Source organism: Streptococcus sp. 27098_8_66 (genome assembly GCF_041431945.1).
GTDB lineage: Bacteria > Bacillota > Bacilli > Lactobacillales > Streptococcaceae > Streptococcus > Streptococcus dentalis.
The window spans coordinates 1-23,263 of sequence record NZ_JAPVYS010000001.1; the positions used below are offsets into that span (position 1 = coordinate 1).

Here is a 23,263-nt window from a genome sequence, read left to right on the forward strand (position 1 = left end):
TCTATTTGACTGACAAAAGGGGGGATTGATGGTAAAATGAGGAGGAGATTAGGTCGAATTTAGAAAGAAGGTCAGGCTATGAAACTCAATTATTTCAAACTATTCGCAGGAATCCCACTGATTCTTTGTTGCCTCCTTCTTTCCAGTTGTAAGATCATGACATCGAGTGATTACAAAAAGGCTAAGGAAGTTGTCAGCAGTGAGCTTGCTAAGGTTGGTCTGCATGGGAATGTCAAAATTAACCGTCTTTCCTGGCAGGCTTTAGAAATTCCGGGTTATAAGGTCGATTTTACTTATTTGGAGAAAACCTATGACGGTCAAACCGTACCTCTTGAGGTGCATGCTTTCTTACAAAATGACTGGTCTGATCCCTATGGACAAACCACTCCAAGTTATAAAGAAGTCTTTACAGAGCAGAAGGAAGTACAGAAAAAAGAGCCCCAACTACTGGATAAGCTTAAAAAGCAGGATTTAGGAATGACTCTCTCTCATTTTCATTTTCTCCCCAACGTTAGTTCTTCTTATCAAAAGGAGGCTACAGAAGAATTGGAAGAACTGGCGGCTCAAAATAGGCAAGAAGGAAAGAACGATTTCGCAGGTTATTACCAGATTCCGTACGCCACCCTCATTCAAAAGGGGCTGGTTCGTATGATGATCTCAGTAGAAGACGACCAATCCATCCAGGAAAAGGATTTAAAAGCTGCCGCTAAAAAGTTGGATGCTAGTGTTCTTCCAGATGGTGACTATGATTTCTATTACCTGGATTTCAAGAATAAAGATCATGAATCCATCTCCTATCATTTTAACGTTAAGGATGGACAGGTTGTGAAATTGGATCAGTAAAAAAGGTGAAATAGGAAAAACGACAGCTCAAGATGAAGGTCCCTGAGCTGTTTTTGTTATCTATTAAAGAAAAACAGGATAAAAAAGAGAACCTTTCGGTTCTCTCTATTTGTTTCAACTTCTATGAATGAGAGTAGAAGTTTCTTCGTTAGGGGGTTGATAGAAGTAAGGACTGTTCCTAATGATACGATTAGTTATCAGTCAATTTCCGTTTGATTCCAACAGCACCTGCTAAGACAAGAATTCCTGAGAAGACAAGTCCAGATGCAACAACTTCACCTGTATTAGGAAGAAGTATTTTGTGACCTCCACCATTGTTTTCACCATTGGAACCTGGCGCACTTGGTGTCGTTGTAGTACCAGAATGTTCAGGTTTATTTGGATTTTCGGGTGTAGTCTTAGGTTCTACAGTAGTAGTTGTTGTATCTTCTTCACTACTATTGTGGTTTTCTGGTTCTTCTGGTGTTGTAGTCGCTTCGGTAGTCTTAGGTTCATCGGTAGTAGTTACAGTAGTCTTAGGCTCTTCTGTTGAAACAGTTGTATCAGGAGTCTCAGGCGTAGTAGTTACAGTAGTCTTAGGCTCTTCTGTTGAAACAGTTGTATCAGGAGTCTCAGGCGTAGTAGTTACAGTAGTCTTAGGCTCTTGAGTCGTAGTGGTTGTAGTTGTAGGCTCTTGAGTCGTAGTAGTTGTAGTTGTAGGCTCTTGAGTCGTAGTTGTAGTTGTAGTAGTGGTTGTCGTAGTTGTAGTTGGTTTATTTGATGTGTTGACCACTTTAATCACGTTGTCATCATCAATTTTCTCAACTTTAGAAGTGTAACCTTCTGGAGTGTTAGTTTCCACTACTGAGTACTCAATCTTCTTACCGTCTTTGATACCTGGCAATTTCGTAAATTCTGCTTTCCAGCCAGAAGCTTTTGTAAGGGTTTGTGTTAACCCATCCAAGGCTTTGCCGTCCGCATACAATTGTACAGTAATATCTTTACGGTCAGCTTCCTCGTCACCAACCCACTCTTTCTGAACCGTCACAGTGGTGTCACCAGATACCCAGAATTTCAACTCGTTGTTGTTCCAGAAGGCTGGGTCAGTTTGAGGTGTTGTGATTTCATCAGCTGTCAAAGTAGCGTTGTTATCAACACGGATGGTTGTCTTAGGAATTAATGTTTGGTATTCAACGATCAATTCATCGCTAGATGCTGTTTTAAAGACATCACTGACATCTGATAAATTCACGGTAAATCCATTACCGTCTGCATCGAATTTCACATGTTTCCAGAAGTCCCAACCTGAAGCAATCACTTGTCCACCTTTTCTTAAAGTGAAGGATGGTTTCAAGTAAGTTCCCACAAAGAATTCATTTGCAGCGTGGTTAGCAGCAGGAGCAAAAGTGATTTTTGAGTAATCGACGGCTGGAGCTTGGATTTTATCTGATACAACAGGGTTTGTGATGGCTTGTTTTTTACCATCTCCATTGATACGGATAAACCATTTTGTTAGATAGTAGTCATCCCCAACATTCAACCATGCCCAGTTTTCAGATGCGTCTAATTTGAATTGCTTAGTTACATAGTCACCCGTAAGGTTGTACTTGTTCAACACAGATTCAAATACTCCAGGACCATCAGGACGTGTGATGACAACGGATTCGGAACCAACCTTAGAGGTGGCAGTTTTGTTTCCAGGATTTCCAGGAGTGTTGTCCCATTCTGCTTTGTATGAGAAGCCACCCTTAACGTTTTGGTTCATGGATTCGATGGCTTTTTTAAAGGTAAAAGTAATCTTTTTGTTTGTCATCGAAATGGTTGCGACTTCAGCTCCGTTGGCTTGAAGTGACTCCGTTGCAAGTTTGGTGATATTGACACCTTCAGGAGCATCAATGGTAAAGGTATCACCCTCCTTAACAGAAATTCCTGTTAAGTCCCAGTCAAATGAAAAGTTAACCTTTTGTCCACTTGCTTGGGCCTTTAAGTTGGAGACAGTTGGTGAAACAGTGGCGGCACTAACAGGTTTGATCACAGACAAGCCTAAGGCTACCACACCGATGATAGCTACAAATGCAACTATCTTTTTATAAAGAGATTTCAATTGGCCTCATTTCCTTTCTTCTGCCTGCCCTTTCCGAGGTCTTTCTATTTAGTGATATATCCTAAAATAGAAAGACTTCTAATTTACACTCCATGAAATCAGCCGCCTCAATTTAGGATGGACCGATGAAACGTTTGCTCCTTTAATGGAAACAATGAAAACAAACCCACCGATAAAATCAGCTCAAACCCTCTAACTACGTTTGTTTAGATAGAAAAAAGAGAGAAATGACAAGCGTCATAATGTTCAAGTGATAATAAGCGTTACAAATTTTAACAGAACAATCATTCCATTACATATTTAAAAAAGATTATTATCACTAATATTATAAGCTTTTATGTATACAAGTCAATCTAAATGTAACAAAAATAAAAGATATTGTTCATTTCGTCGCAACCACTTCTTGACCTTTTTTCCACCGCCATTTTCGGCTTTCATGATATAATATTCAGATAAGAAAAAGAGGAGACCAAAAGCTAGATGATCACTTCAAAATACGATTGGCAGTTAGCTTCGCCAAGAGCAGATGAGGCCTTTTTAGCCCTTGCCAAAAAAGCAGGCCTAGAAGCATCCGTGGCAACCTTGCTGTATGAGCGTGGCATTCAGACCAAAGAGGATTTAGAAGACTTTTTAGAGCCCAAGTTAGAGAAACTCCATGACCCTTATTTGCTCCATGATATGGACAAGGCAGTGGAGCGCATCCGACGGGCCATCGAAGATTATGAGCAGATCCTCATCTACGGAGACTATGACGCGGACGGGATGACCTCGGCCTCTATTATGAAGGAAACCTTGGAGCAGATGGGTGCAGAGGTGCAAGTCTACCTACCCAACCGCTTCACAGACGGCTATGGTCCCAATGAGAGTGTCTACAAGTACTTTATCGATCAGCAAGGTATTTCTTTGATTGTCACGGTTGACAATGGCGTGGCAGGTAATCAAGCCATCGCCATGGCCCAGGCAATGGGAGTGGATGTCATCGTGACGGACCACCACTCTATGCCAGAGGACTTGCCGGATGCTTATGCGATCATCCATCCAGAGCATCCAGATGCGGCTTATCCCTTCCATTATCTAGCAGGATGTGGTGTGGCCTTTAAGTTGGCCTGTGCCCTCCTAGAGGAAGTACCAGTCGATCTCTTAGACCTGGTAGCAATTGGGACCATTGCTGACATGGTCAGCCTGACAGATGAGAATCGGATTCTGGTCAAGTACGGTCTGGATGTTCTCCAACATACCCAGCGCATGGGCTTGCAGGAACTCTTGGAGATCGCAGGGATTCGTCCGGAGGATATCAATGAAGAAACAGTTGGTTTTCAGATTGCTCCTCGTCTCAATGCCCTTGGACGCCTCGATGATCCCAATCCGGCCATTGAATTCCTGACAGGATTTGACGATGAAGAGGCGCACGAGATTGCCCTCATGATTCATCAGAAGAATGAAGAACGAAAAGAGATTGTTCAAAGCATCTACGATGAAGCAAAAACCATGGTCGATCCAAACTTGTCCGCTCAGGTCTTGGCCAAAGAAGGCTGGAATCCAGGGGTCCTTGGTATTGTTGCCGGTCGTCTATTAGAAGAGCTTCATCAGCCAGTTGTTGTTTTAAGCATCGAAGATGGACGAGCTAAGGGGAGCGCTCGGAGTCCTGAGACGGTCAATATCTTTGATGCCCTCGATCCTCACCGGTCGCTCTTTGTCGCCTTTGGAGGACATGCCGGAGCAGCAGGGATGACGCTCGAGGTGGACCAACTCCCTGCCTTGTCTCAGGCTCTTACGGATTACATTGCAGAACAAGAGATTGATCTCAGTAGCAAGTCTAGCTTAGCGATCGATGAGGAACTGCATCTAACAGAACTAACGCTTGAGACCTTGAAAAGCTTTGATCGCTTGAGTCCTTTTGGCATGGACAATAAAAAACCAGTCTTTCTAATCCGTAATTTCAAGGTAGAAGGGGCACGCTCGATGGGAGCTGGCAATACCCACTTAAAACTCAAAATTTCTCAAGAAGATGCGACCTTTGAGGTGGTTGCCTTTGGCTTGGGAAGCTTAGAGGCAGAGTTTGCACAGGCGCAAGACCTAGAGCTAGCTGTGCAGTTGTCGGTCAACCAATGGAATGGCCAAACAACCTTGCAGCTCATGCTGGTTGATGCGCGTGTGGATGGTGTGCAGCTCTTTAATATCCGCTCTAAAAATGCCAGCCTCCCCGCAGGTGTTCCCGTTCTTGATTTTTCTAAAGAATTGCCAGATCTTACAGGCGAGCCCGCTGTTGTAGTTGGAAATATCCCTGAGGATTTAGAGCAACTACGGCAAATGTTCCAAGAGCATGATTTCCAGGCCGTTTATTTCAAAAATGAGATCGCCAAAGCCTACTATCTAACAGGCTACGGTAGCAGGGACCAGTATGCCAAACTCTATAAAACCATCTATCAGTACCCAGAGTTTGATGTCCGCTACAAACTCAAAGACCTAGCGGCCTATCTCAAGATCCAGCAGATCCTCTTGGTCAAAATGATCCAGATCTTCCAAGAGTTGGGCTTCGTGACCATTGAAAATGGCATCATGAAGGTTAATAAAGAAGCAGAAAAACGGGAAATCGCAGAAAGCAGCGTCTACCAAAACCTCAAACAAACGGTGAAAGAGCAGGAGTTGATGGCCCTTGGAACGGTTCGTGAAATCTACGACTATCTGACAGGACAGGCCTCATGAAAAAACATCTAAAAAAATTCCTCTGGCTCAGCTCTTCCTGCTTTTAGCTCTTTATTGGTTGGGAATCTACCTGAGTCTCAAAAATCCTATGGAGGAGATTGTTTACTCTGAAAATGGTGGGTGGATACGCTACGTGATGTTCAAGCCTTATACGCAGATCATTGGAAGTGATGATACTTTTCAAGAGGGTGAAGGACATAAAACTTTCTCTTTTTCCAAAAATATTGTTGATGATAAGCAACATCTTTCTGTAACAGTATTTAAGGGAACTTCTGATTGGTTATATTTGTATGATCATGAGTTGGATAGTAAAACCATGATTGGATTTGGATTTGTTTATGACTCTCATAAAAAAAGCTATAGTGCAAGAAAAAGTATATCTAGAAACAGATAACAAAATCTATAAAGACCAGCAACTCCTTGATCAACTTGCCGCCTATGGCAAAGACCGGACTTGGTTGAAAAAGCAAAGTAAGAAAGTGACCGAGCAATACATCCTTGGTACCTGGTTCAAAAATGGAAGCTCTCGCTATTCCTTGAAGAACCTAGGTGATATGAAAATCGAGTACAATAAATTGATAGATGAATAGTAAGCATGTTTCCAATCCCACATCATTTTTCGGATGTGGGATTTTTGCTTTTGACGCGGGAGCTTGGGAAAATGATTTGGCAAAAATGATGCAAGTTAGTAGAATTCATGGTATAATGGAATGTAAAAATTTTTTATGAAAGAAAGTTAACCATGAATTTAAAAGATTACATTGCAAGCATTGAAAACTATCCACAAGAAGGAATTACCTTCCGTGATATCAGCCCTTTGATGGCAGATGGCAATGCTTATAGTTATGCGATTCGTGAAATCGTTCAATACGCGACGGATAAGAAAATCGACATGATCGTTGGTCCTGAAGCGCGTGGTTTCATCGTTGGATGTCCGGTCGCTTTTGAGTTGGGAATTGGATTTGCGCCTGTTCGTAAACCTGGAAAATTGCCACGTGAAGTCATCTCTGCTGACTACGAAAAAGAATACGGTGTAGATACCTTAACCATGCACGCAGATGCCATCAAACCAGGCCAACGCGTCCTCATCGTTGATGACCTTTTGGCTACGGGTGGTACCGTTAAAGCAACCATCGAAATGATCGAAAAACTCGGTGGCGTCGTTGCAGGGTGTGCCTTCTTGATCGAGTTGGATGAATTGAAAGGTCGCGAAGCGATCGGCGATTACGACTACAAAGTCTTGATGCATTACTAATATAGCCTAATACTATAACTGGATACAGAAAAACCATAATTGAAAACTATAAGCTCCTATCATATAATGTTAGTTAAGAACTTGCACGATGGGAGATTTTTATGCCAATTACACTAGATAAAAAATTACCTGCAGTAGATATTCTTCGTTCAGAAAATATTTTTGTCATGGATGATGTTCGAGCAACTCACCAGGATATTCGTCCTATAAATGTTCTGATTTTGAATCTCATGCCGACTAAGGAAGCAACTGAGACTCAACTGCTACGCCTCCTGGCCAATACGCCCTTGCAGATCAATGTAGATTTCCTCTATATGGCGAGCCATAAGTCTAAAAATACAGCGGCCGAGCATATGGAGAGTTTTTACAAGACTTTTGAGGATATCAAGGATAATTACTATGACGGCTTGATTGTGACGGGGGCGCCTGTCGAAAAGATGGACTTTGAGGAAGTAGATTATTGGGAAGAATTGACCCAGGTTTTTGAATGGTCTAAGCGTCATGTCTTTTCTACCTTGCACCTTTGTTGGGGAGCCCAGGCTGGACTGTACCACCGTTACGGAATTCAAAAAGTAGAGCTCTGTGACAAGCTATCGGGTATCTATGACCAAGCAGTGGTGCGTCCCGATAGTCTGCTCATGAGAGGATTTGACGACCGCTTCCTTGCCCCTCATTCTCGCTATACGGATATTCCTTTGAAGGAAGTTCTTGAAAAGAGCAATCTTCAGGTGATCGCTCAGGGAAATGAAGTTGGTTTGTCTATCATTGCCAGTCCAGACATGCGTGAGGTATACAGTTTTGGCCATCTGGAGTATGATCGCGATACGCTGGCGAAAGAATACCACCGAGATGTCAAGGCAGGCTTGGATCCAGCCCTTCCAAAAAATTACTTTGATGAGAATGATGCCAATACAGAACCTCGCATTCGTTGGAATCTTGCTGCGACGACCTTCTTTAGTAATTGGATCAACTATGCGGTTTATCAAGAAACACCTTACCGCTTGGAAGAATTGGAAAAAGATATTTCATTTTATGGTTACCTATAAAGGGGAATTATGACATATTCACAAGCATTTAAGTATGGCAACTTGGTTCTTCCAAGTGCCTTACTTTTTCATTATCATGAGTTATTTGACCAAGCAGATGACTACTTGGTTTGGCAGTTTTTCTTCCTTCAAAATACGACCGGTCAAGAGACCTTGACTCCCAATCAGATTGCCAGTCATCTAGGAAAAACCGTGACAGAGGTCAATCGTATCATGTCCAATTTGACCACCAAGGGACTCCTTCAGTACCGGACCATTGAGCTCAATGGCGAGATTGAAGCCATCTTTGATGCGACCATTGCCCTGGAGCGCTTGGATGAGATTTTAGAAGCCCAGACACAAGGGAAGACACAGAGCGCGCCTGCTAAGGGAAATGTCATCAAGGACTTGGTGGAAACCTTCCAACAAGAACTGGGACGACTCTTGACGCCTTTTGAGATTGAAGACTTGACCAAGACTGTGCGCGAGGATCAGACAGATCCAGATGTGATCAAGGCAGCCTTACGAGAAGCTGTCTTTAACGGCAAGCCTCACTGGAAATATATCCAAGCTATTTTACGCAACTGGCGCAGTGAAGGCATCAACAGCCTGGCCCAAGTAGAGGCGAAACTACAAGAACGCGAGCAAGCCAACCCACGCAATGTGACCGTTTCAGATGATTTCTTGAAGGCCATGGATTTGTGGAAAGATTAAAAAAACTAGCACTTTATAAAAGTGCTAGTTTTTGAATGTAGACAAACTTCTTTTGAATGAAATAACCTGCATAATTTCGCGAAGATAGAAGAAATATGAGGATTTTAGAGCAATATTAGGATGTATTGGAACTTTCCGCTGTGAGAATGGTACTTGAAACACTATTGTTTCAAGTACCCGGGAGTTTTGAAACTTTAGGTTCAAAACTAAGTCTTGGAACTTCGGAGAAGTTCGCAGACGTCCGTACTCACCTAAGGAAAGTTTCTAATAAGTTACTGTCTTCAATCTAAAACGATTGCTTAATCAAATGTAAGCTAATCCGTTTATAGATAGTCCGCGTAGGCTTTTTTTAGTTTGCTAAGGAGTTCTTGTTTTTCCTCCTCACTAGCAAAGGAAGCCTGGATGGCATCGACATTGTGCTGGTAAAAGTCAGTTTTCTTGGTTTGGAAATGCTGATGGTAGAGGGCATATTCCTTGGTGAGGTCGGTATCAGATACAGTCCGGTTATCGGTATTGATACTGATTCGAGCACCTGCTTCCTTCATTTTCAAATAAGGGAAATCCTCTAAAGTCGGTGCGGCTTTTGTCTGTAAGTTGCTAGTCAAGCAGAGTTCACCAGTAACCCCATTTTCAATAAAGGATTGGAGTAAGGCTGGTTCATGAGATAGAGCTGTCACGTGGCCATTGCGTTTGATGCCAAATGCAATCGATTGGGCAACAAAGTGTGGGCAATGACACTCACCTGCATGAAGCGTCATGGGCCGATGGTAACTCTTGACTTGCTCAATTAGAGTTCGAATATCTTCTGGAGAGTAGTTGTGCTCATCCCCGGCAAAGTCAAAACCAACAAAATCCTGATCACTAACTTGGTTGGCTTCTGCAAGAATGCGAGAGGTGAGATCTTGATCGGACTGGCGCATGCCACAGACTAAGGCTTTTGCAACAATGCCAAATTCCTCCTGGGCTTGACGCAGTCCTTCACAGACAGCATCGATAGTTTCTGGGACGGTGAGCCCTTGATCTATGGACAATTCTGGGGCAAAGCGGACCTCGATGTAGACGACATTTTCAAGAGCAGTTTGCTTGGCCACATCGTAAGCAGCAAGCGTCAAGGCTTCCTTGGTTTGAAGAAGGGGCCGAATGTAGTCAAAGGCCTCTAAATAGTCCAAAAGATTCTCACAGTGGGCAGGGGCAGTGACATGGTGCTTGAGCTCTTCATCACTAGCAGGTAGGTCAATATGGGCCATGGCTGCCAGTTGGCGAATGATTGGAAGCGACAAGGAACCGTCTAAGTGACAGTGCAATTCTGTCTTTGCCAAACTATGAAAATCGATCGTGGACATGGTTTTCTCCTTAAAATTGTATTTTTTCTATACTATCATTTTGACAAAAAAAGTCAAGTAGCCTTCGCGTAGCAGATCTTTGAAAGGGAGCCCGAGATTTGATATGCTAAGAGTAGAAAAATAAAGGAGAAGAAAGATGTCAGATTATCAATTACCAGAAGTATGGGAAGCACCGAGCCAAATGGGAGGAGCCTGGGGTGGCTTGAACCAACCAACAGCAGGTGCCCGCTTTGAACAAACCCTTCCAAAAGGCGACCAGCCTTTCCAACTCTATACCCTTCCAACACCCAATGGGATCAAGGCCACCATTATGTTGGAGGAACTCAAAGAGCTGGGAGTGGATGCAGGCTATGACGCTTATCGGATCAAGATTGGCGAGGGAGATCAGTTTGGAAGTGACTTTGTAGCCATCAATCCTAACTCGAAAATTCCAGCCATGTTGGATCAATCAGGAGAGGAAGCGATTCGGGTCTTTGAATCGGCCAATATCCTCCTGTATTTAGCAGAGAAATTTGGCAAATTAATCCCGACTGATTTGGCTAAACGGACAGAAGTACTCAACTGGCTCTTCTGGCAGACGGGTGCAGCACCTTTCCTAGGTGGAGGCTTTGGTCATTTCTTCCACTATGCGCCGGAGAAAATCGAATATGCAATCAACCGCTTTGCCATGGAAGCCAAACGCCAATTGGACCTACTGGACAAGGAACTGGCCATTAAACCTTATATCGCAGGGGATGACTATACCATTGCAGATATTGCCATCTGGTCTTGGTATGGCCGTCTAGCCCAAGACAAGGTCTGGGACCGTGCAGGGATTTTCCTAAATGTGAAGGAATACAAGTATTTGCAGGCTTGGACAGAGAAAATCTCCAATCGCCCAGCTGTAAAACGTGGCTTGGAAGTAGAATATAAGGAAATTGACTAAAGTCTAAGCATAGAAAACTCAATACCTAGATTGTTGGCTCCAAAAACAAGAGATTTCTCGACTTATATAGCTAGCTAGAACAATTTAGAAGCAATTTGACAAGGCGCCGTTGCGCCTTTTTTTAATGGTGCAAACATGGTATACTAAAGGATGGAATAAAAGTTTAGAAAGTAGCACATGGAATTTACTAAATTATCAAATCGCTTGGACTTGGTGGCTAGCTTCGTCCCAGCTGGGGCGCGTCTGTTGGATGTGGGGAGTGACCATGCTTATCTGCCAATCGCCCTCTTACAAGAAGGCAAGATTGAGGCTGCCATTGCTGGTGAAGTGGTAGAGGGCCCCTATCAGTCTGCCCTGCAAAATGTCGCCGATAATGGCTTAGAGGACAAGATTGAGGTCCGCCTGGCTGATGGATTGGCTGCCTTTGAACCAGCAGATAGCATTTCCTGTATCACTATTGCCGGCATGGGAGGACGCTTGATTGCAGATATCCTAGCGGCAGGTCTTGAGAAATTAGCTGGTGTCTCTCGCTTGGTCCTGCAACCCAATAATCGAGAGGATGAACTGCGGGCTTGGTTAGTAGATCATGATTTCTGCATTGTCGATGAAGCTATCTTGGAAGAAAATGAGAAGTTCTATGAGATCCTTGTGGTGGAACAGGGTTCTCAAGAGTTGACAGCCAAGGAACTACGCTTTGGTCCCTATTTGATGCGGGAACAAGCTCCAGCCTTTGTCCAAAAGTGGTCCAAGGAAGTGGAGAAATTAGCCTTCGCCTTGGAGCAGGTCCCAGTTGAGAATCAATCCGCCAGAGCATCGTTAGAAGAGCGCATCGCTCACATCAAGGAGGTTCTACATGTTAGCAAGTGAAGTCATCAAACGCTATGAAGCCTACTGTCCTCAGGAACTTTCCATGGAGGGAGATGTCCGTGGGCTACAGGTCGGCACTTTGCAAAAAGACATTCATAAGGTCATGGTGGCCTTAGATATCCGCGAGCAGACGGTGGCGGAAGCTATCGCCCATGGGGTGGACTTGATCATCGTCAAGCATGCGCCGATTTTCCGCCCGCTTAAAGATTTGGTAGCTGACCGGGCTCAAAATCAGATCTATATCGACTTGATCAAGCATGATATCGCGGTCTATGTCAGCCATACCAATATTGACATTGTCCCAGATGGTCTCAACGATTGGTTTTGCCAGCTCTTGGACATTGAAGATACAGAGCCCCTCAGTATGACAGGAGAAGGGCTGGGAATCGGTCGCATCGGTCAAGTAGCTTCCCAAACCTTTGGCCAGTTGGCTCACAAGGTTAAAGAAACCTTTGGCCTAGATGCTTTGCGCTTGGTTAGCTATGACCAGGCTGACCTGGATCGGGTCATTGAGCGTGTCGCAATTTGTGGAGGAAGTGGCCAGTCCTTTTACAAGGATGCTCTTGCCAAGGGAGCAGAGGTCTATATCACCGGAGATATCTACTACCACACGGCTCAGGACATGCTGAGCGATGGGCTCTTGGCCTTGGATCCAGGACACCATATCGAGGTTCTCTTTGTGTCAAAATTAGTAGAAAAGCTCAATCAGTGGAAGGCTGAAGAAGCGTGGGAAATTGAGGTGATTGGCAGTCAAGCCAGTACCAATCCTTTTTACCATATCTAAGGGGTCATGATGAAAGTTGCCATTATCGGTGCAGGGATCGTGGGATCCACTGCAACCTATTATTTATCCAAAGAAGCACAGGTAGAAGTGACCGTCTACGACCATGGAGTTGGCCAAGCAACTAAGGCGGCAGCGGGCATTATCAGCCCTTGGTTTTCCAAGCGTCGAAACAAGGCCTGGTATCGCCTGGCTCGTCTGGGAGCAGATTTTTACCAAGAATTGGTAGAAGACCTGGCCAAGGACGGAATTAAAACAGATTTTTACCAGCAGACTGGTGTCTATCTCCTCAAGAAAAATGAGGAAAAATTAGACGAACTCTATCAGTTGGCGCTGAGTCGACGAGAAGAATCTCCCTTAATCGGGGACTTGGCAATTTTGACTAAGGAAGAAGTAGCCCAGCAATTTCCTGATCTACAAGGCTTTGAGAAACTCCTTTATGCCTCAGGTGGAGCCCATGTAGAAGGAGCTCTTCTGACGGAAACCCTTCTTCAGGCAAGTGGGGCAAGAGTGATCAAGGAAGAGGTTGCTTTCTCTGTCTCAAGTAATGGCTATCAGATTGCTGGAGAAAGCTATGACCAAGTCATCCTGGCAACAGGAGCCTGGTTGGGGAAAATCCTCGAACCACTTGGCTACCAAGTTGATGTCCGTCCTCAAAAAGGACAGTTGAGGGATTATCAGCTAGACCGAGATACTGATGATTATCCAGTGGTCATGCCTGAAGGAGAGCTGGATATCATTCCATTTCAGCAGGGCAAGATCAGTATGGGAGCCACCCATGAAAATGAGATGGGCTTTGACCTGACGGTGGATCAAGCTCTGCTAAATCAGATGGAAACAGAAGCTTTGGCCTACTATCCAGAACTAGCTCAAGCCGAAGTTGTCGGCGAGCGCGTGGGAACACGGGCCTACACCAGTGACTTTTCACCATTTTGGGGAGCCGTTCCCAATCAAGCTGGTCTTTATGTTGCCAGTGGCTTAGGTTCGTCTGGCCTCACAACTGGTCCCCTCATTGGTTGGCACCTAGCCCAACTCGTGGCAGGAGGAAACCTGCGCTTGGATCCAGCAGATTATCCAGTTGAACAATATGTGAAGAAGTAGGCTGGGACAAAAGTCCTAGCCTCTCAATTGTTTTTGGATTGTCGAGCAAGACGCAGTGGTTGAGTGGGCTCTACTACGCTGATTTCATCAGCTTTTACAGCCCTACTCAACTGTGCGGAGGTGGGACGACGAAATCGAATTCTAACGAATTACCGATTTCTGTCCCACTCTCTTTTTTTCGAAAGACCTTCTGTAATTTGGCTAAAAATAGTAGAATAGAGGGAGTGAATCATCAAGAAAATGGGAGTTATTATGAATTGGTTTCAATCGCAATCCGTGGTCTTGCAGGCCTTTCTCGCAGGATTGTTTACATGGGGCTGTACCATTGTCGGGTCAGCTATCGTCTTTTTCTTCAAGCATATTAGTCGCAAATTACTGGATATCATGATGGGCTTTGCGGCAGGTGCGTTGATTTTTGTAGTGGTCGAAGAGTTGATCCCAGATTCCCAGACCAATGGCAACACAGACGTTGCGACCCTCGGTCTCATGGTTGGCTTTGTCATTATGATGATCCTCGACGTAGCTTTGGGATAAGGAACTGAAAAGGAGAGCGTCAGGACAAGCTCTCTTTTTGATTGCTGTTATTTTCTTTGAGAAAAAAGATAGTCAGATACAGCTCAAAGGAATCTTCGTTAGTAAGGAGTATCGTCTTATGGTCAAAATCAAATTTAAAAAGAAAAGCAAAAGGATGATGAGTGTCATCGCTTTGGCTCTCCTTTTTGCAATTGGGATTTCGTTGTTTTATGTGAATAAAAAATTAGAGGAAAAACAACGCAATAGAGAGTATGAAGTCAGCCTTGTAAAGACCTTGAAGAATTCTTACGAGGGAATTGAAGAAATTGAGATTAAAACCCCATCTTATAGCTCTACTCCTTCAGACGCATGGGGAGCAGATGTAAAATTCACATTTTCTGATGGGAGTTCCAAGGAACATGTACTAGCTTATGATAAAGATGCGAATAAAATTAAGATAGGGGTCTATCATAATGAAGATGAGGAATTTCAGAGCTTTATGGATTCTAGGAGAGGAACGACAAAATCAAGAGTAAGGGTAAGATATTCGGATGGTTCAGAAGAGAAGCAGTGATCAGTGAATTAAAGTATATCAAGGAGATTTAGTCCGATCGTCCTATTTGAATCACGATAATGAAGATCGTTAACGAGACTATTGCTCACATCATGTCATCACCTCGTAACACAAATGCAAGGTGACTTTTTTATATAAACATGATAAAATAAGGGTAATGACTACGTAGAAAGGCCTACCATTATGAAAGGTATTATTTTAGCAGGGGGCTCAGGAACTCGCTTGTATCCATTGACACGTGCGGCTTCTAAGCAGTTGATGCCCATTTATGACAAACCAATGATCTACTATCCGCTGTCAACCCTCATGTTGGCTGGGATCAAAGATATCCTGATCATCTCGACTCCTCAAGACCTACCTCGTTTTGAAGAGCTTCTTGGAGATGGCTCTGAACTAGGAATTTCTCTCTCTTATGCAGAGCAACCAAGTCCAGATGGCTTGGCGCAAGCCTTCATCATCGGGGAAGACTTTATCGGGGACGATCACGTTGCCCTCATCCTTGGGGACAATATCTTTCACGGAAACGGCTTAACCAAGATGTTGCAACGGGCAGAATCAAAGGAAAAAGGAGCGACTGTCTTTGGTTACCAAGTCAAAGATCCAGAACGCTTTGGTGTGGTAGAGTTTGACGCGGATATGAATGCTATCTCTATCGAAGAAAAGCCAGAACATCCAAAATCGAATTTTGCAGTGACAGGACTTTACTTCTATGACAATGATGTGGTAGAGATTGCCAAAAACATCAAACCAAGTCCTCGTGGAGAGCTTGAAATCACCGATGTCAACAAGGCCTATTTGGAGCGTGGAGATCTCTCTGTTGAGCTCATGGGCCGTGGTTTTGCCTGGTTGGATACTGGAACTCACGAAAGTCTCTTGCAGGCTTCTCAATATATCGAAACTGTTCAACGCTTGCAAAATGTCCAAGTAGCTAACCTTGAGGAAATTGCTTATCGTATGGGCTATATCACTAAAGAACAAGTCCATGAATTAGCGCAATCACTGAAGAAAAACGAATACGGACAATATTTGCTCCGTTTGATTGGAGAAGCTTAATGACGGAACAATTTTTTGATAAAGAATTAGCAGCACGCAAAATTGAAGCCATCCCAGGCTTGATGGAGTTTGATATTCCTGTGCGCGGAGATAACCGTGGTTGGTTTAAAGAAAACTTCCAAAAAGAGAAAATGCTTCCTCTTGGCTTCCCTGAAAGCTTCTTTGCGGAAGGCAAGTTGCAAAACAATATTTCATTCTCTCGCAAAAATGTTTTGCGTGGCTTGCATGCAGAGCCTTGGGACAAGTACATTTCTGTAGCAGATGAAGGAAAGGTTCTTGGAACTTGGGTAGACCTTCGTGAAGGCGATAGCTTTGGGAACACCTACCAAACCGTGATCGATGCTTCAAAAGGCATCTTCGTTCCTCGTGGTGTTGCCAATGGGTTCCAAGTTTTGACAGACAAAGTTGCCTATACATACTTAGTCAATGATTACTGGGCACTGGAACTCAAGCCAAAATATGCTTTTGTCAACTACGCAGACCCAAGCCTAGACATCCAGTGGGAAAACTTGGAAGAAGCAGAAGTCTCAGAAGCAGACAAGAACCACCCGTTGCTCAAAGATGTCAAACCCCTAAAAGCAGAAGATTTGTAAAATATAAATCTTAAAACAATCAAGAACATCATTTATATAGTTTTTAGCTTTGCTATAAACGAGCGAAGCGAGCTATGTACTTAGCTTTCCGCCGTGAGAAAAGCACCTGAACTACTTTTGTTTCAGGTGCTTGGAAGTTTTGAGACACTAGGCTCAAAACTTAGTCATGGAACTTCGAAGAAGTTCGCTGACGTCCGTACTCACCTAAGGAAAGCTAAAAAAAGATTGATTTAAGGAACAATCAAAACTAAAAACTATTTGGAGAAAAAATGTCAGAATATAAACATATCATCGTAACCGGTGGAGCTGGTTTCATTGGTTCAAACTTCGTCCACTATGTCTACAACAACCATCCAGATGTCCATGTGACAGTCTTGGACAAACTTACTTATGCTGGTAACCGTGCCAATATCGAAGAAATCCTTGGAGACCGTGTCGAGTTGGTGGTGGGAGACATCGCTGATGCTGAATTAGTTGATAAATTGGCTGCCAAGGCTGATGCCATTGTCCACTATGCGGCTGAAAGCCACAATGACAACTCCCTCAAAGATCCATCTCCATTTATCTACACAAACTTTGTTGGAACTTATACACTTTTGGAAGCGGCTCGTAAGTACGATATTCGTTTCCACCACGTGTCAACAGACGAAGTGTATGGAGACCTTCCATTGCGCGAAGATCTTCCCGGACATGGGGAAGGTCCTGGTGAAAAATTCACTGCTGAAACCAAATACAACCCATCATCCCCTTATTCATCAACCAAGGCTGCTTCAGACTTGATTGTGAAAGCTTGGGTACGTTCATTTGGTGTCAAAGCAACGATTTCAAACTGTTCAAACAACTACGGGCCATACCAACACATCGAAAAATTCATCCCACGTCAAATCACCAATATCTTGTCTGGCATCAAGCCAAAACTTTATGGTGAAGGGAAGAACGTCCGTGACTGGATCCACACCAACGACCACTCAACTGGTGTTTGGGCTATTCTCACTAAAGGCCGTATCGGTGAAACTTACCTGATCGGTGCCGATGGTGAAAAGAACAACAAAGAAGTGCTTGAGTTGATCCTTGAAAAAATGGGTCAACCAAAAGACGCCTACGACCGTGTAACAGACCGTGCTGGTCACGATTTGCGTTACGCGATTGATTCAACCAAATTGCGTGAAGAATTAGGTTGGGAACCACAATTCACAAACTTCGAAGCTGGTTTGGAAGACACCATCAAGTGGTACACAGATCACCAAGACTGGTGGAAAGCTGAAAAAGAAGCTGTAGAAGCCAACTACGCGAAAACACAAAAAGTTTTGAAATAGTAAAGAAAGTCCAAGTGGAAAACTGCTTGGACTTTTTCTTCTATTTTCTGAAAATCAAAAAATTAACCATGGATTTGTGGTATAATGTGGTTAGTTTTTATAATGAATCAATAAGGGGGATATGATGAATCAAAACGATTGGGTTGAATATTTTGAAGCGATCAATGGTCGCAAGCCAAGTATGCAAGAATTTCAAGAAGCGCGTGAAAAAGGGGAGTTTGTCGTAGAGCGAAAAGAAACACCAGCTCCAGCAACTAAAGCACAGGCTCCTGCTCAGGAAGCACCTGTTGCACCTAGCGCACCTCTTTCACAAGAGCAGACAGCTGTTGTCCAACCGCAGCCATCGGCGAAAATCTTACAACCTATTCCAAGACCGAAAAAATTGACATTTTCTTTCAATAAACAACCCCAAATTGGGGCCGCAGTTGCGGGTCTTGTCGCAGTGATTTCCTTTGCTTGGTTCTTCTTCTTTTCAGGTGGACCAAGTCTAGATGGTGTTTGGTCCAACATTTCAGATTCGGATGCGATTGTGTATGAAACGAATCAAAAAGGAATGATAAAAGATGGGAATATTAAAATTCAATCATTAACAAAAGGAGATAAAGCTAATAAGGAACTTTCTCAATTTTTAGAAAAAGTGAATAAGTCTGATCTTAAATCACTAAAAGATTTTGATCGTATTTTTAGCTTGAAAACGAAAGAAGTTATTGTTGCTCATAGTGAGAAAAATACCTATTATAATCTTATTCAACAAGATGGAACTATGGTTTCGTTTACGAATGATCAATATAGATTGAGATCTCTATATTTTGAACCAAAAGAATTGAAAAAAACGATGACCTATCGTAAAGTCGCTATGGCTCAAGCTTTTGTTGGAAAGTGGAATATGTATTATGAAAATAATACTTATAACGATACAATTACAATTAGTAAAAATGGTATTTTAACAAGGAGACAGAGGGATCCACAAATATTTGCGGTTTATTCTCTTGAGGAGGCTGAAAAAGATGAAGCCCTTAAAAATGGAGAAAAATTTAGTGAAGATAAATTTAAAGAAAAATTCTATGAAATTCAATCAAAATTAGAAGCTCAGGGATATCATGTAAATAATCCAAAAGATATTTATAAAAAAGTTGGGGATTATTTTTACTTTCTAGTAACAAATGGTGGAAAAACTATTATTGTTTTAACCAATCATTTTGAGTACGATGGAAAAATAGAAAAAGTGAAATAATCAAAGGACCGCAAGGTCCTTTTCTACTGGAAATTTCATCGTAAAAATGATTCATGTCTAGGTAAAAATATGGTAAAATAGATAAGATGTGTCTGAGATGTTTATTTCTTCTCAGGCGACTACAGGTAATGGAGTAGAAAATGCAAAATAGACCTATTATTATTGGTGTTACTGGTGGTTCTGGTGGTGGAAAGACCAGTGTGTCTCGTGCCATTTTGGCTAATTTTCCGAATGAAAAGATTGCTATGATTGAGCATGATTCTTATTACAAGGACCAGAGTCATTTAACCTTTGAGGAGCGGATCAAGACCAACTATGACCATCCTTTTGCCTTTGATACGGACTTGATGATTGCGCAGATCAATGAACTCTTGGCAGGTCGTCCGGTGGATATCCCAACCTATGACTATGCAGAGCATACGCGCAGTAGTAAGACCTATCGCCAGGAACCTCAGGATGTCTTTATCGTGGAAGGAATCTTAGTCCTTGAAGACAAGCGCCTTCGAGACTTGATGGACATCAAGATTTTCGTTGATACGGATGATGATGTTCGGATCATTCGCCGAATCAAGCGCGATATGGAGGAGCGTGGACGGAGTCTCGATAGCGTTATTGAGCAGTACCTTGGAGTGGTGAAACCCATGTACCATCAGTTCATTGAGCCAACCAAGCGCTATGCGGACGTGATCATTCCTGAAGGAGTGACCAACACGGTAGCGATTGATTTGATCACAACCAAGATTGAAAAAATCCTCAACGAAGCGCGTGAGGGAAAATAGAAAAAGAGAGAAGAAGGGCAACTGGTCACCAAGTGTCTACGGATATGAGGAGTGACGGAATGTCTCAGTAGTTGATGAGACTCTTCATTCGCTAAAAGACTCAGAAGAGTTCTCCATCAATGTTGCGGGGGAGGTACGAAAAACGTTATGTAACGTTCTGTACCACTCCCTCTTTTTCCTAAGGAGAATGGAAATGAAAAGGGAGTTTCATTCGCGGACCAAGGCGTTCGCTTGTTTATTGACCATGTGTGCTGGTTTTTCAGATGCTTATACCTTTATTTGTCGGGGTGGGACCTTGGCGGCAGGCCAGACGGGAAATGTGGTCTTTCTATCGGTTGGTTTGATCGGCCAGCAGATCTCAGATGTAGAAGTGAAGTTAGCCACGATGCTGGCCTTTATGCTGGGGATCTTTTTAATGACGGTCTTGCGTCGCTTGATTGATAATTCAGTCTGGCGCTTGAGTACCCTAGTGCCCTATATCCTCACAACTTTGGTGACAGGATTTTTACCAGCATCGGTAAAAAATGTCTTCATCGTGCCTTTTTTTGGCCTGAGTTTAGGAATCGTAGCGACCTCATTTGGAGAAGTAGGTAGCTATGCCTACAACCACTCTTTTATGACCGGAAATCTCAAGAAAACCATGGTGGCTTATGGAAATTTTGTCAGAGAAAAGGAGATGAAATTCCTCTGGGAAGCCATCTTTATGACCTGCTTGATCGGGAGTTTCGTCTGTGGGGCCATCTTTTCGACCTACTTGATCCAGTTTTATGGTTTAAAAACTATCTGGCTAGTGGCCATCATCTTGACCATCTTTTTAATCTACCGGGCCATTCAATATTTTGAAGTCTTTCGCTTCAATCGGCGACATGAATAGATAAAAGTATCATAAATAACTTTCCTTAGGTGAGTGCGGACGTCAGCGAACTTCTTTTAAGAAGTTCCATGACTAATTATTGAGCCTAAGGTCTCAATAATTCCGTGTGCCTGAAGCAGTTAAGCTTCAGGCACTTTTCTCACAGCGGAAAGTTTAGTATATTCTTTATCAATTTAAATTAATGAGACCTCGATTTTATCTCTTTGCAGAATCGCTTAAGTTATTTTACTAAAAATTAGTTTATCTATATTCCAGAGGCTGGGGCAAAAGTCATAGCCTCTTAATTGTTTTTGGATTGTCGAGCAAGACGCAGTGGTTGAGTGGGCTCTACTACGCTGATTACATCAACTTTTACAGCCCTACTCAACTGTGCGGAGGTGGGACGACGAAATCGAATTCTAACGAATGACCGATTTCTGTCCCACTCTCTTTTCTTTCGCTATTTGAAGCTTAATTTTTGGGCAAAGATTTGGTATAATGAAAGGTATGAAACATTCGGAAAAAGAATCACAATACCAACTTTTACTGGCACAGTTAGACGCTCTCTTAACAGGAGAAAGCAATGCCTTGGCCAATTTGTCTAACGCCAGTGCTCTCTTAAATCAAGCCCTGCCTCGTTCTGTCTTTGCGGGTTTTTATTTGTATGACCAGTCAGAATTGATCTTGGGACCCTTTCAGGGGGGCGTCTCTTGTGTCCACATTGCGCTTGGAAAGGGTGTCTGTGGAGAAGCGGCCCAGAAGCAAGAAACCATGATTGTCGATGATGTCCGCCAGCATGCCAACTATATTTCCTGTGATAGTCGCGCTATGAGTGAGATTGTGGTCCCTATGGTCAAGGACGGTCAGCTCCTTGGAGTTTTAGATCTAGATTCAGAGTGTGTCTCTGACTATGATCAGCTGGATCAAGAGTATTTGGAAAAGTTTGTCGCTCTCTTGATCGAAAAGACAAACTGGGACTTTAAGATGTTTGGAGTTAAGAACTAATGTATCAAGCTTTATATCGGAAATACCGGAGCCAGACCTTTGGCCAATTAGTCGGCCAGCAAGTGGTGGCACGGACATTGAGACAGGCCGTCGAGCAAGAGAAGATCAGCCATGCCTATCTCTTTTCGGGTCCTCGTGGTACTGGGAAAACCAGTGTGGCCAAGATCTTTGCTAAGGCTATGAACTGTCCTAATCAAGTCAACGGGGAGCCTTGTAACGACTGCTATATCTGTGAATCCATTACCAATGGGAGCCTAGAAGATGTCATCGAGATCGACGCGGCCTCCAACAATGGGGTCGATGAAATTCGCGATATTCGCGACAAATCCACTTATGCTCCGAGTCTAGCCAAGCATAAGGTCTACATTATCGATGAGGTCCATATGCTCTCAACAGGGGCCTTTAATGCCTTGTTGAAGACCTTAGAAGAGCCAACGGAAAACGTGGTCTTTATCCTCGCTACAACCGAGTTACACAAGATTCCAGCCACCATCCTGTCACGGGTGCAACGCTTTGAATTCAAATCCATCAAACTGCCAGATATTGTCCAACACTTGGAAAATATCCTAGCTACTGAAGGGATTGCCTATGAAGCAGATGCTGTGCAGATCATCGCCCGGCGCGCTGAAGGGGGGATGCGGGATGCCTTGTCCATTTTGGACCAAGCCCTGAGTCTGACTGCGGGTAGTGAGTTAACGACAGCAATAGCTGAAGAGATTACGGGCTCCATCAGTCTAGCTGCGCTCGATCAGTACGTGGCTGCCATCCTGGCTCATGATGCGACAGCGGCGCTGGATCAGCTGGCGATTATCTTTGATAATGGGAAGAATATGGCCCGCTTTGTCACGGACTTACTTCAATACCTGAGAGATCTCTTGATTGTCCAGACAGGTGGAGAAAATACCCACAATAGTGACTTGTTTGCGGCGAATCTCGAAGCCGATCAAGCCCGTCTTTTTGCCCTGATTGACCAGGCGACGACTAGTCTAGCGGATATCAAAAATAGTCTGCAACCGCGCATTTACACTGAAATGATGACCATTAAATTGGCTGAAAGCACGGGCCAAGTTTCTAACTCAGCTGCAGTGGAGCTTCCTTCCAATGTGCTAGCTCAGCTGGAAGACTTGAAGAAGGAAGTCGCTCAACTCAAGCAACAGTTAGCGCAATCAGGTAGCAGTCTTCCTGCTTCAAAACCGGCAGTAGCTCGTCCAACCAAGTCGAGCAAGGGCTACCGTGCAGATCGAAACAAGGTCAACACGATTTTACAAGAGGCGGTTGAAAACCCAGAGTTGGCACGGACCAACTTGATCCGTCTTCAGAACGCTTGGGGGGAAATCATCGAGAGCTTGACAGGTGCGGATAAGGCCCTCTTAATCGGATCTCAGCCGGTCGCTGCCAATGAAAATCACGCTATTTTAGCCTTTGAATCGGCCTTTAATGCTGAACAGACCATGAAGCGGGACAACCTCAATACCATGTTTGGAAATATCCTCAGCAATGCTGCTGGCTTCTCGCCAGAGATTTTAGCGGTTTCGATGGAAGAATGGACCCAAATCCGGGCAGAGTTTTCGGCTAAGGCACGTGGGCAAAAAGCGGAAGTGGTAGAAGAAGAGGAAAGTGTCATCCCTGAGGAATTTCACTTTTTATCCGATAAAATCACCCTGCAAGACGATTAATACATGAATTTTTTACTGAATCAT

The 23,263-nt window shown here is 43.6% G+C and carries 21 protein-coding genes and 1 pseudogene; 20 read left to right on the forward strand and 2 right to left on the reverse strand.

Annotation, left to right across the window (positions count from 1 at the left end; genetic code table 11):
• Window positions 1-78 precede the first annotated feature (78 nt).
• Window positions 79-843: a hypothetical protein gene (locus O3642_RS00005; RefSeq protein WP_155173053.1), complete on the forward strand. Its 765-nt coding sequence runs from the start codon at window positions 79-81 to the stop codon at window positions 841-843.
• Window positions 844-1,033: 190 nt separating this feature from the next.
• On the opposite strand, the gene O3642_RS00010 is transcribed toward O3642_RS00005, so the two are convergent.
• Window positions 1,034-2,926: a Cna B-type domain-containing protein gene (locus tag O3642_RS00010; protein ID WP_371605124.1), complete on the reverse strand. Its 1,893-nt coding sequence runs from the start codon at window positions 2,924-2,926 to the stop codon at window positions 1,034-1,036.
• Window positions 2,927-3,406: 480 nt separating this feature from the next.
• On the opposite strand from O3642_RS00010, the gene recJ reads away from it, so the two are divergent.
• The 5 genes and pseudogenes from recJ to O3642_RS00035 all read left to right on the forward strand — a co-directional run bounded on the left by recJ (window position 3,407) and on the right by O3642_RS00035 (window position 8,626).
• Window positions 3,407-5,632 (forward strand): single-stranded-DNA-specific exonuclease RecJ, encoded by a 2,226-nt coding sequence (gene recJ / locus O3642_RS00015; protein WP_371605125.1) that lies wholly within the window; start codon window positions 3,407-3,409, stop codon window positions 5,630-5,632.
• 58 nt (window positions 5,633-5,690) lie between these two features.
• A pseudogene (locus tag O3642_RS00020) lies at window positions 5,691-6,222 on the forward strand (TipC family immunity protein).
• A 152-nt stretch (window positions 6,223-6,374) separates the two neighbouring features.
• Window positions 6,375-6,887: an adenine phosphoribosyltransferase gene (locus O3642_RS00025; protein ID WP_023022957.1), complete on the forward strand. Its 513-nt coding sequence runs from the start codon at window positions 6,375-6,377 to the stop codon at window positions 6,885-6,887.
• Between the two features lie 101 nt (window positions 6,888-6,988).
• Window positions 6,989-7,933: a homoserine O-succinyltransferase gene (gene metA, locus O3642_RS00030; protein ID WP_371605126.1), complete on the forward strand. Its 945-nt coding sequence runs from the start codon at window positions 6,989-6,991 to the stop codon at window positions 7,931-7,933.
• Between the two features lie 9 nt (window positions 7,934-7,942).
• Window positions 7,943-8,626, forward strand: a complete 684-nt coding sequence (locus tag O3642_RS00035) for a DnaD domain-containing protein (RefSeq protein ID WP_045759626.1) — start codon at window positions 7,943-7,945, stop codon at window positions 8,624-8,626.
• Window positions 8,627-8,949: 323 nt separating this feature from the next.
• On the opposite strand, the gene add is transcribed toward O3642_RS00035, so the two are convergent.
• The gene (add, locus tag O3642_RS00040; RefSeq protein WP_371605127.1) at window positions 8,950-9,969 is read right to left on the reverse strand and encodes an adenosine deaminase; all 1,020 of its coding nucleotides are present in this window, start codon (window positions 9,967-9,969) and stop codon (window positions 8,950-8,952) included.
• Between the two features lie 136 nt (window positions 9,970-10,105).
• On the opposite strand from add, the gene yghU reads away from it, so the two are divergent.
• From yghU to dnaX, 14 genes are all read left to right on the forward strand, one after another.
• Window positions 10,106-10,894 (forward strand): glutathione-dependent disulfide-bond oxidoreductase, encoded by a 789-nt coding sequence (gene yghU / locus O3642_RS00045; RefSeq protein WP_371605128.1) that lies wholly within the window; start codon window positions 10,106-10,108, stop codon window positions 10,892-10,894.
• Between the two features lie 177 nt (window positions 10,895-11,071).
• Entirely contained in the window at window positions 11,072-11,761 is a 690-nt protein-coding gene (locus O3642_RS00050) for a tRNA (adenine(22)-N(1))-methyltransferase TrmK (RefSeq protein ID WP_270299623.1), read from the forward strand.
• Complete coding sequence (locus O3642_RS00055) at window positions 11,748-12,545, forward strand: Nif3-like dinuclear metal center hexameric protein (protein ID WP_371605129.1); 798 nt, start codon at window positions 11,748-11,750, stop codon at window positions 12,543-12,545. The genes O3642_RS00050 and O3642_RS00055 overlap by 14 nt, the downstream gene beginning before the upstream one ends.
• A gap of 6 nt (window positions 12,546-12,551) precedes the next feature.
• Complete coding sequence (locus O3642_RS00060) at window positions 12,552-13,643, forward strand: NAD(P)/FAD-dependent oxidoreductase (protein WP_371605130.1); 1,092 nt, start codon at window positions 12,552-12,554, stop codon at window positions 13,641-13,643.
• Between the two features lie 252 nt (window positions 13,644-13,895).
• Window positions 13,896-14,177: a ZIP family metal transporter gene (locus O3642_RS00065; protein ID WP_155172149.1), complete on the forward strand. Its 282-nt coding sequence runs from the start codon at window positions 13,896-13,898 to the stop codon at window positions 14,175-14,177.
• Window positions 14,178-14,295: 118 nt separating this feature from the next.
• A complete protein-coding gene (locus O3642_RS00070; protein ID WP_155172147.1) occupies window positions 14,296-14,730 on the forward strand; it encodes a hypothetical protein in 435 nt (144 codons plus the stop codon).
• Between the two features lie 183 nt (window positions 14,731-14,913).
• Window positions 14,914-15,783, forward strand: coding sequence for a glucose-1-phosphate thymidylyltransferase RfbA (gene rfbA / locus O3642_RS00075; protein ID WP_049485426.1), 870 nt, complete (start codon window positions 14,914-14,916; stop codon window positions 15,781-15,783).
• Window positions 15,783-16,376 carry a dTDP-4-dehydrorhamnose 3,5-epimerase family protein gene (locus tag O3642_RS00080; protein ID WP_023918495.1) on the forward strand — a complete coding sequence of 198 codons (594 nt, stop codon included), beginning with the start codon at window positions 15,783-15,785 and terminating at the stop codon, window positions 16,374-16,376. Before rfbA ends, O3642_RS00080 begins: the two co-directional genes overlap by 1 nt.
• Before the next feature lie 269 nt (window positions 16,377-16,645).
• Window positions 16,646-17,692, forward strand: a complete 1,047-nt coding sequence (rfbB, locus tag O3642_RS00085) for a dTDP-glucose 4,6-dehydratase (protein ID WP_003002700.1) — start codon at window positions 16,646-16,648, stop codon at window positions 17,690-17,692.
• A 124-nt stretch (window positions 17,693-17,816) separates the two neighbouring features.
• Window positions 17,817-18,926: a hypothetical protein gene (locus O3642_RS00090; RefSeq protein ID WP_155172143.1), complete on the forward strand. Its 1,110-nt coding sequence runs from the start codon at window positions 17,817-17,819 to the stop codon at window positions 18,924-18,926.
• Between the two features lie 140 nt (window positions 18,927-19,066).
• Entirely contained in the window at window positions 19,067-19,705 is a 639-nt protein-coding gene (gene udk, locus O3642_RS00095; protein ID WP_003007856.1) for a uridine kinase, read from the forward strand.
• Window positions 19,706-19,898: 193 nt separating this feature from the next.
• Entirely contained in the window at window positions 19,899-20,579 is a 681-nt protein-coding gene (locus O3642_RS00100) for a YoaK family protein (RefSeq protein ID WP_049472456.1), read from the forward strand.
• A 486-nt stretch (window positions 20,580-21,065) separates the two neighbouring features.
• The gene (locus O3642_RS00105) at window positions 21,066-21,563 is read left to right on the forward strand and encodes a GAF domain-containing protein (RefSeq protein ID WP_070449165.1); all 498 of its coding nucleotides are present in this window, start codon (window positions 21,066-21,068) and stop codon (window positions 21,561-21,563) included.
• A complete protein-coding gene (gene dnaX / locus O3642_RS00110; protein WP_155172140.1) occupies window positions 21,563-23,239 on the forward strand; it encodes a DNA polymerase III subunit gamma/tau in 1,677 nt (558 codons plus the stop codon). Before O3642_RS00105 ends, dnaX begins: the two co-directional genes overlap by 1 nt.
• Window positions 23,240-23,263 lie beyond the last annotated feature (24 nt).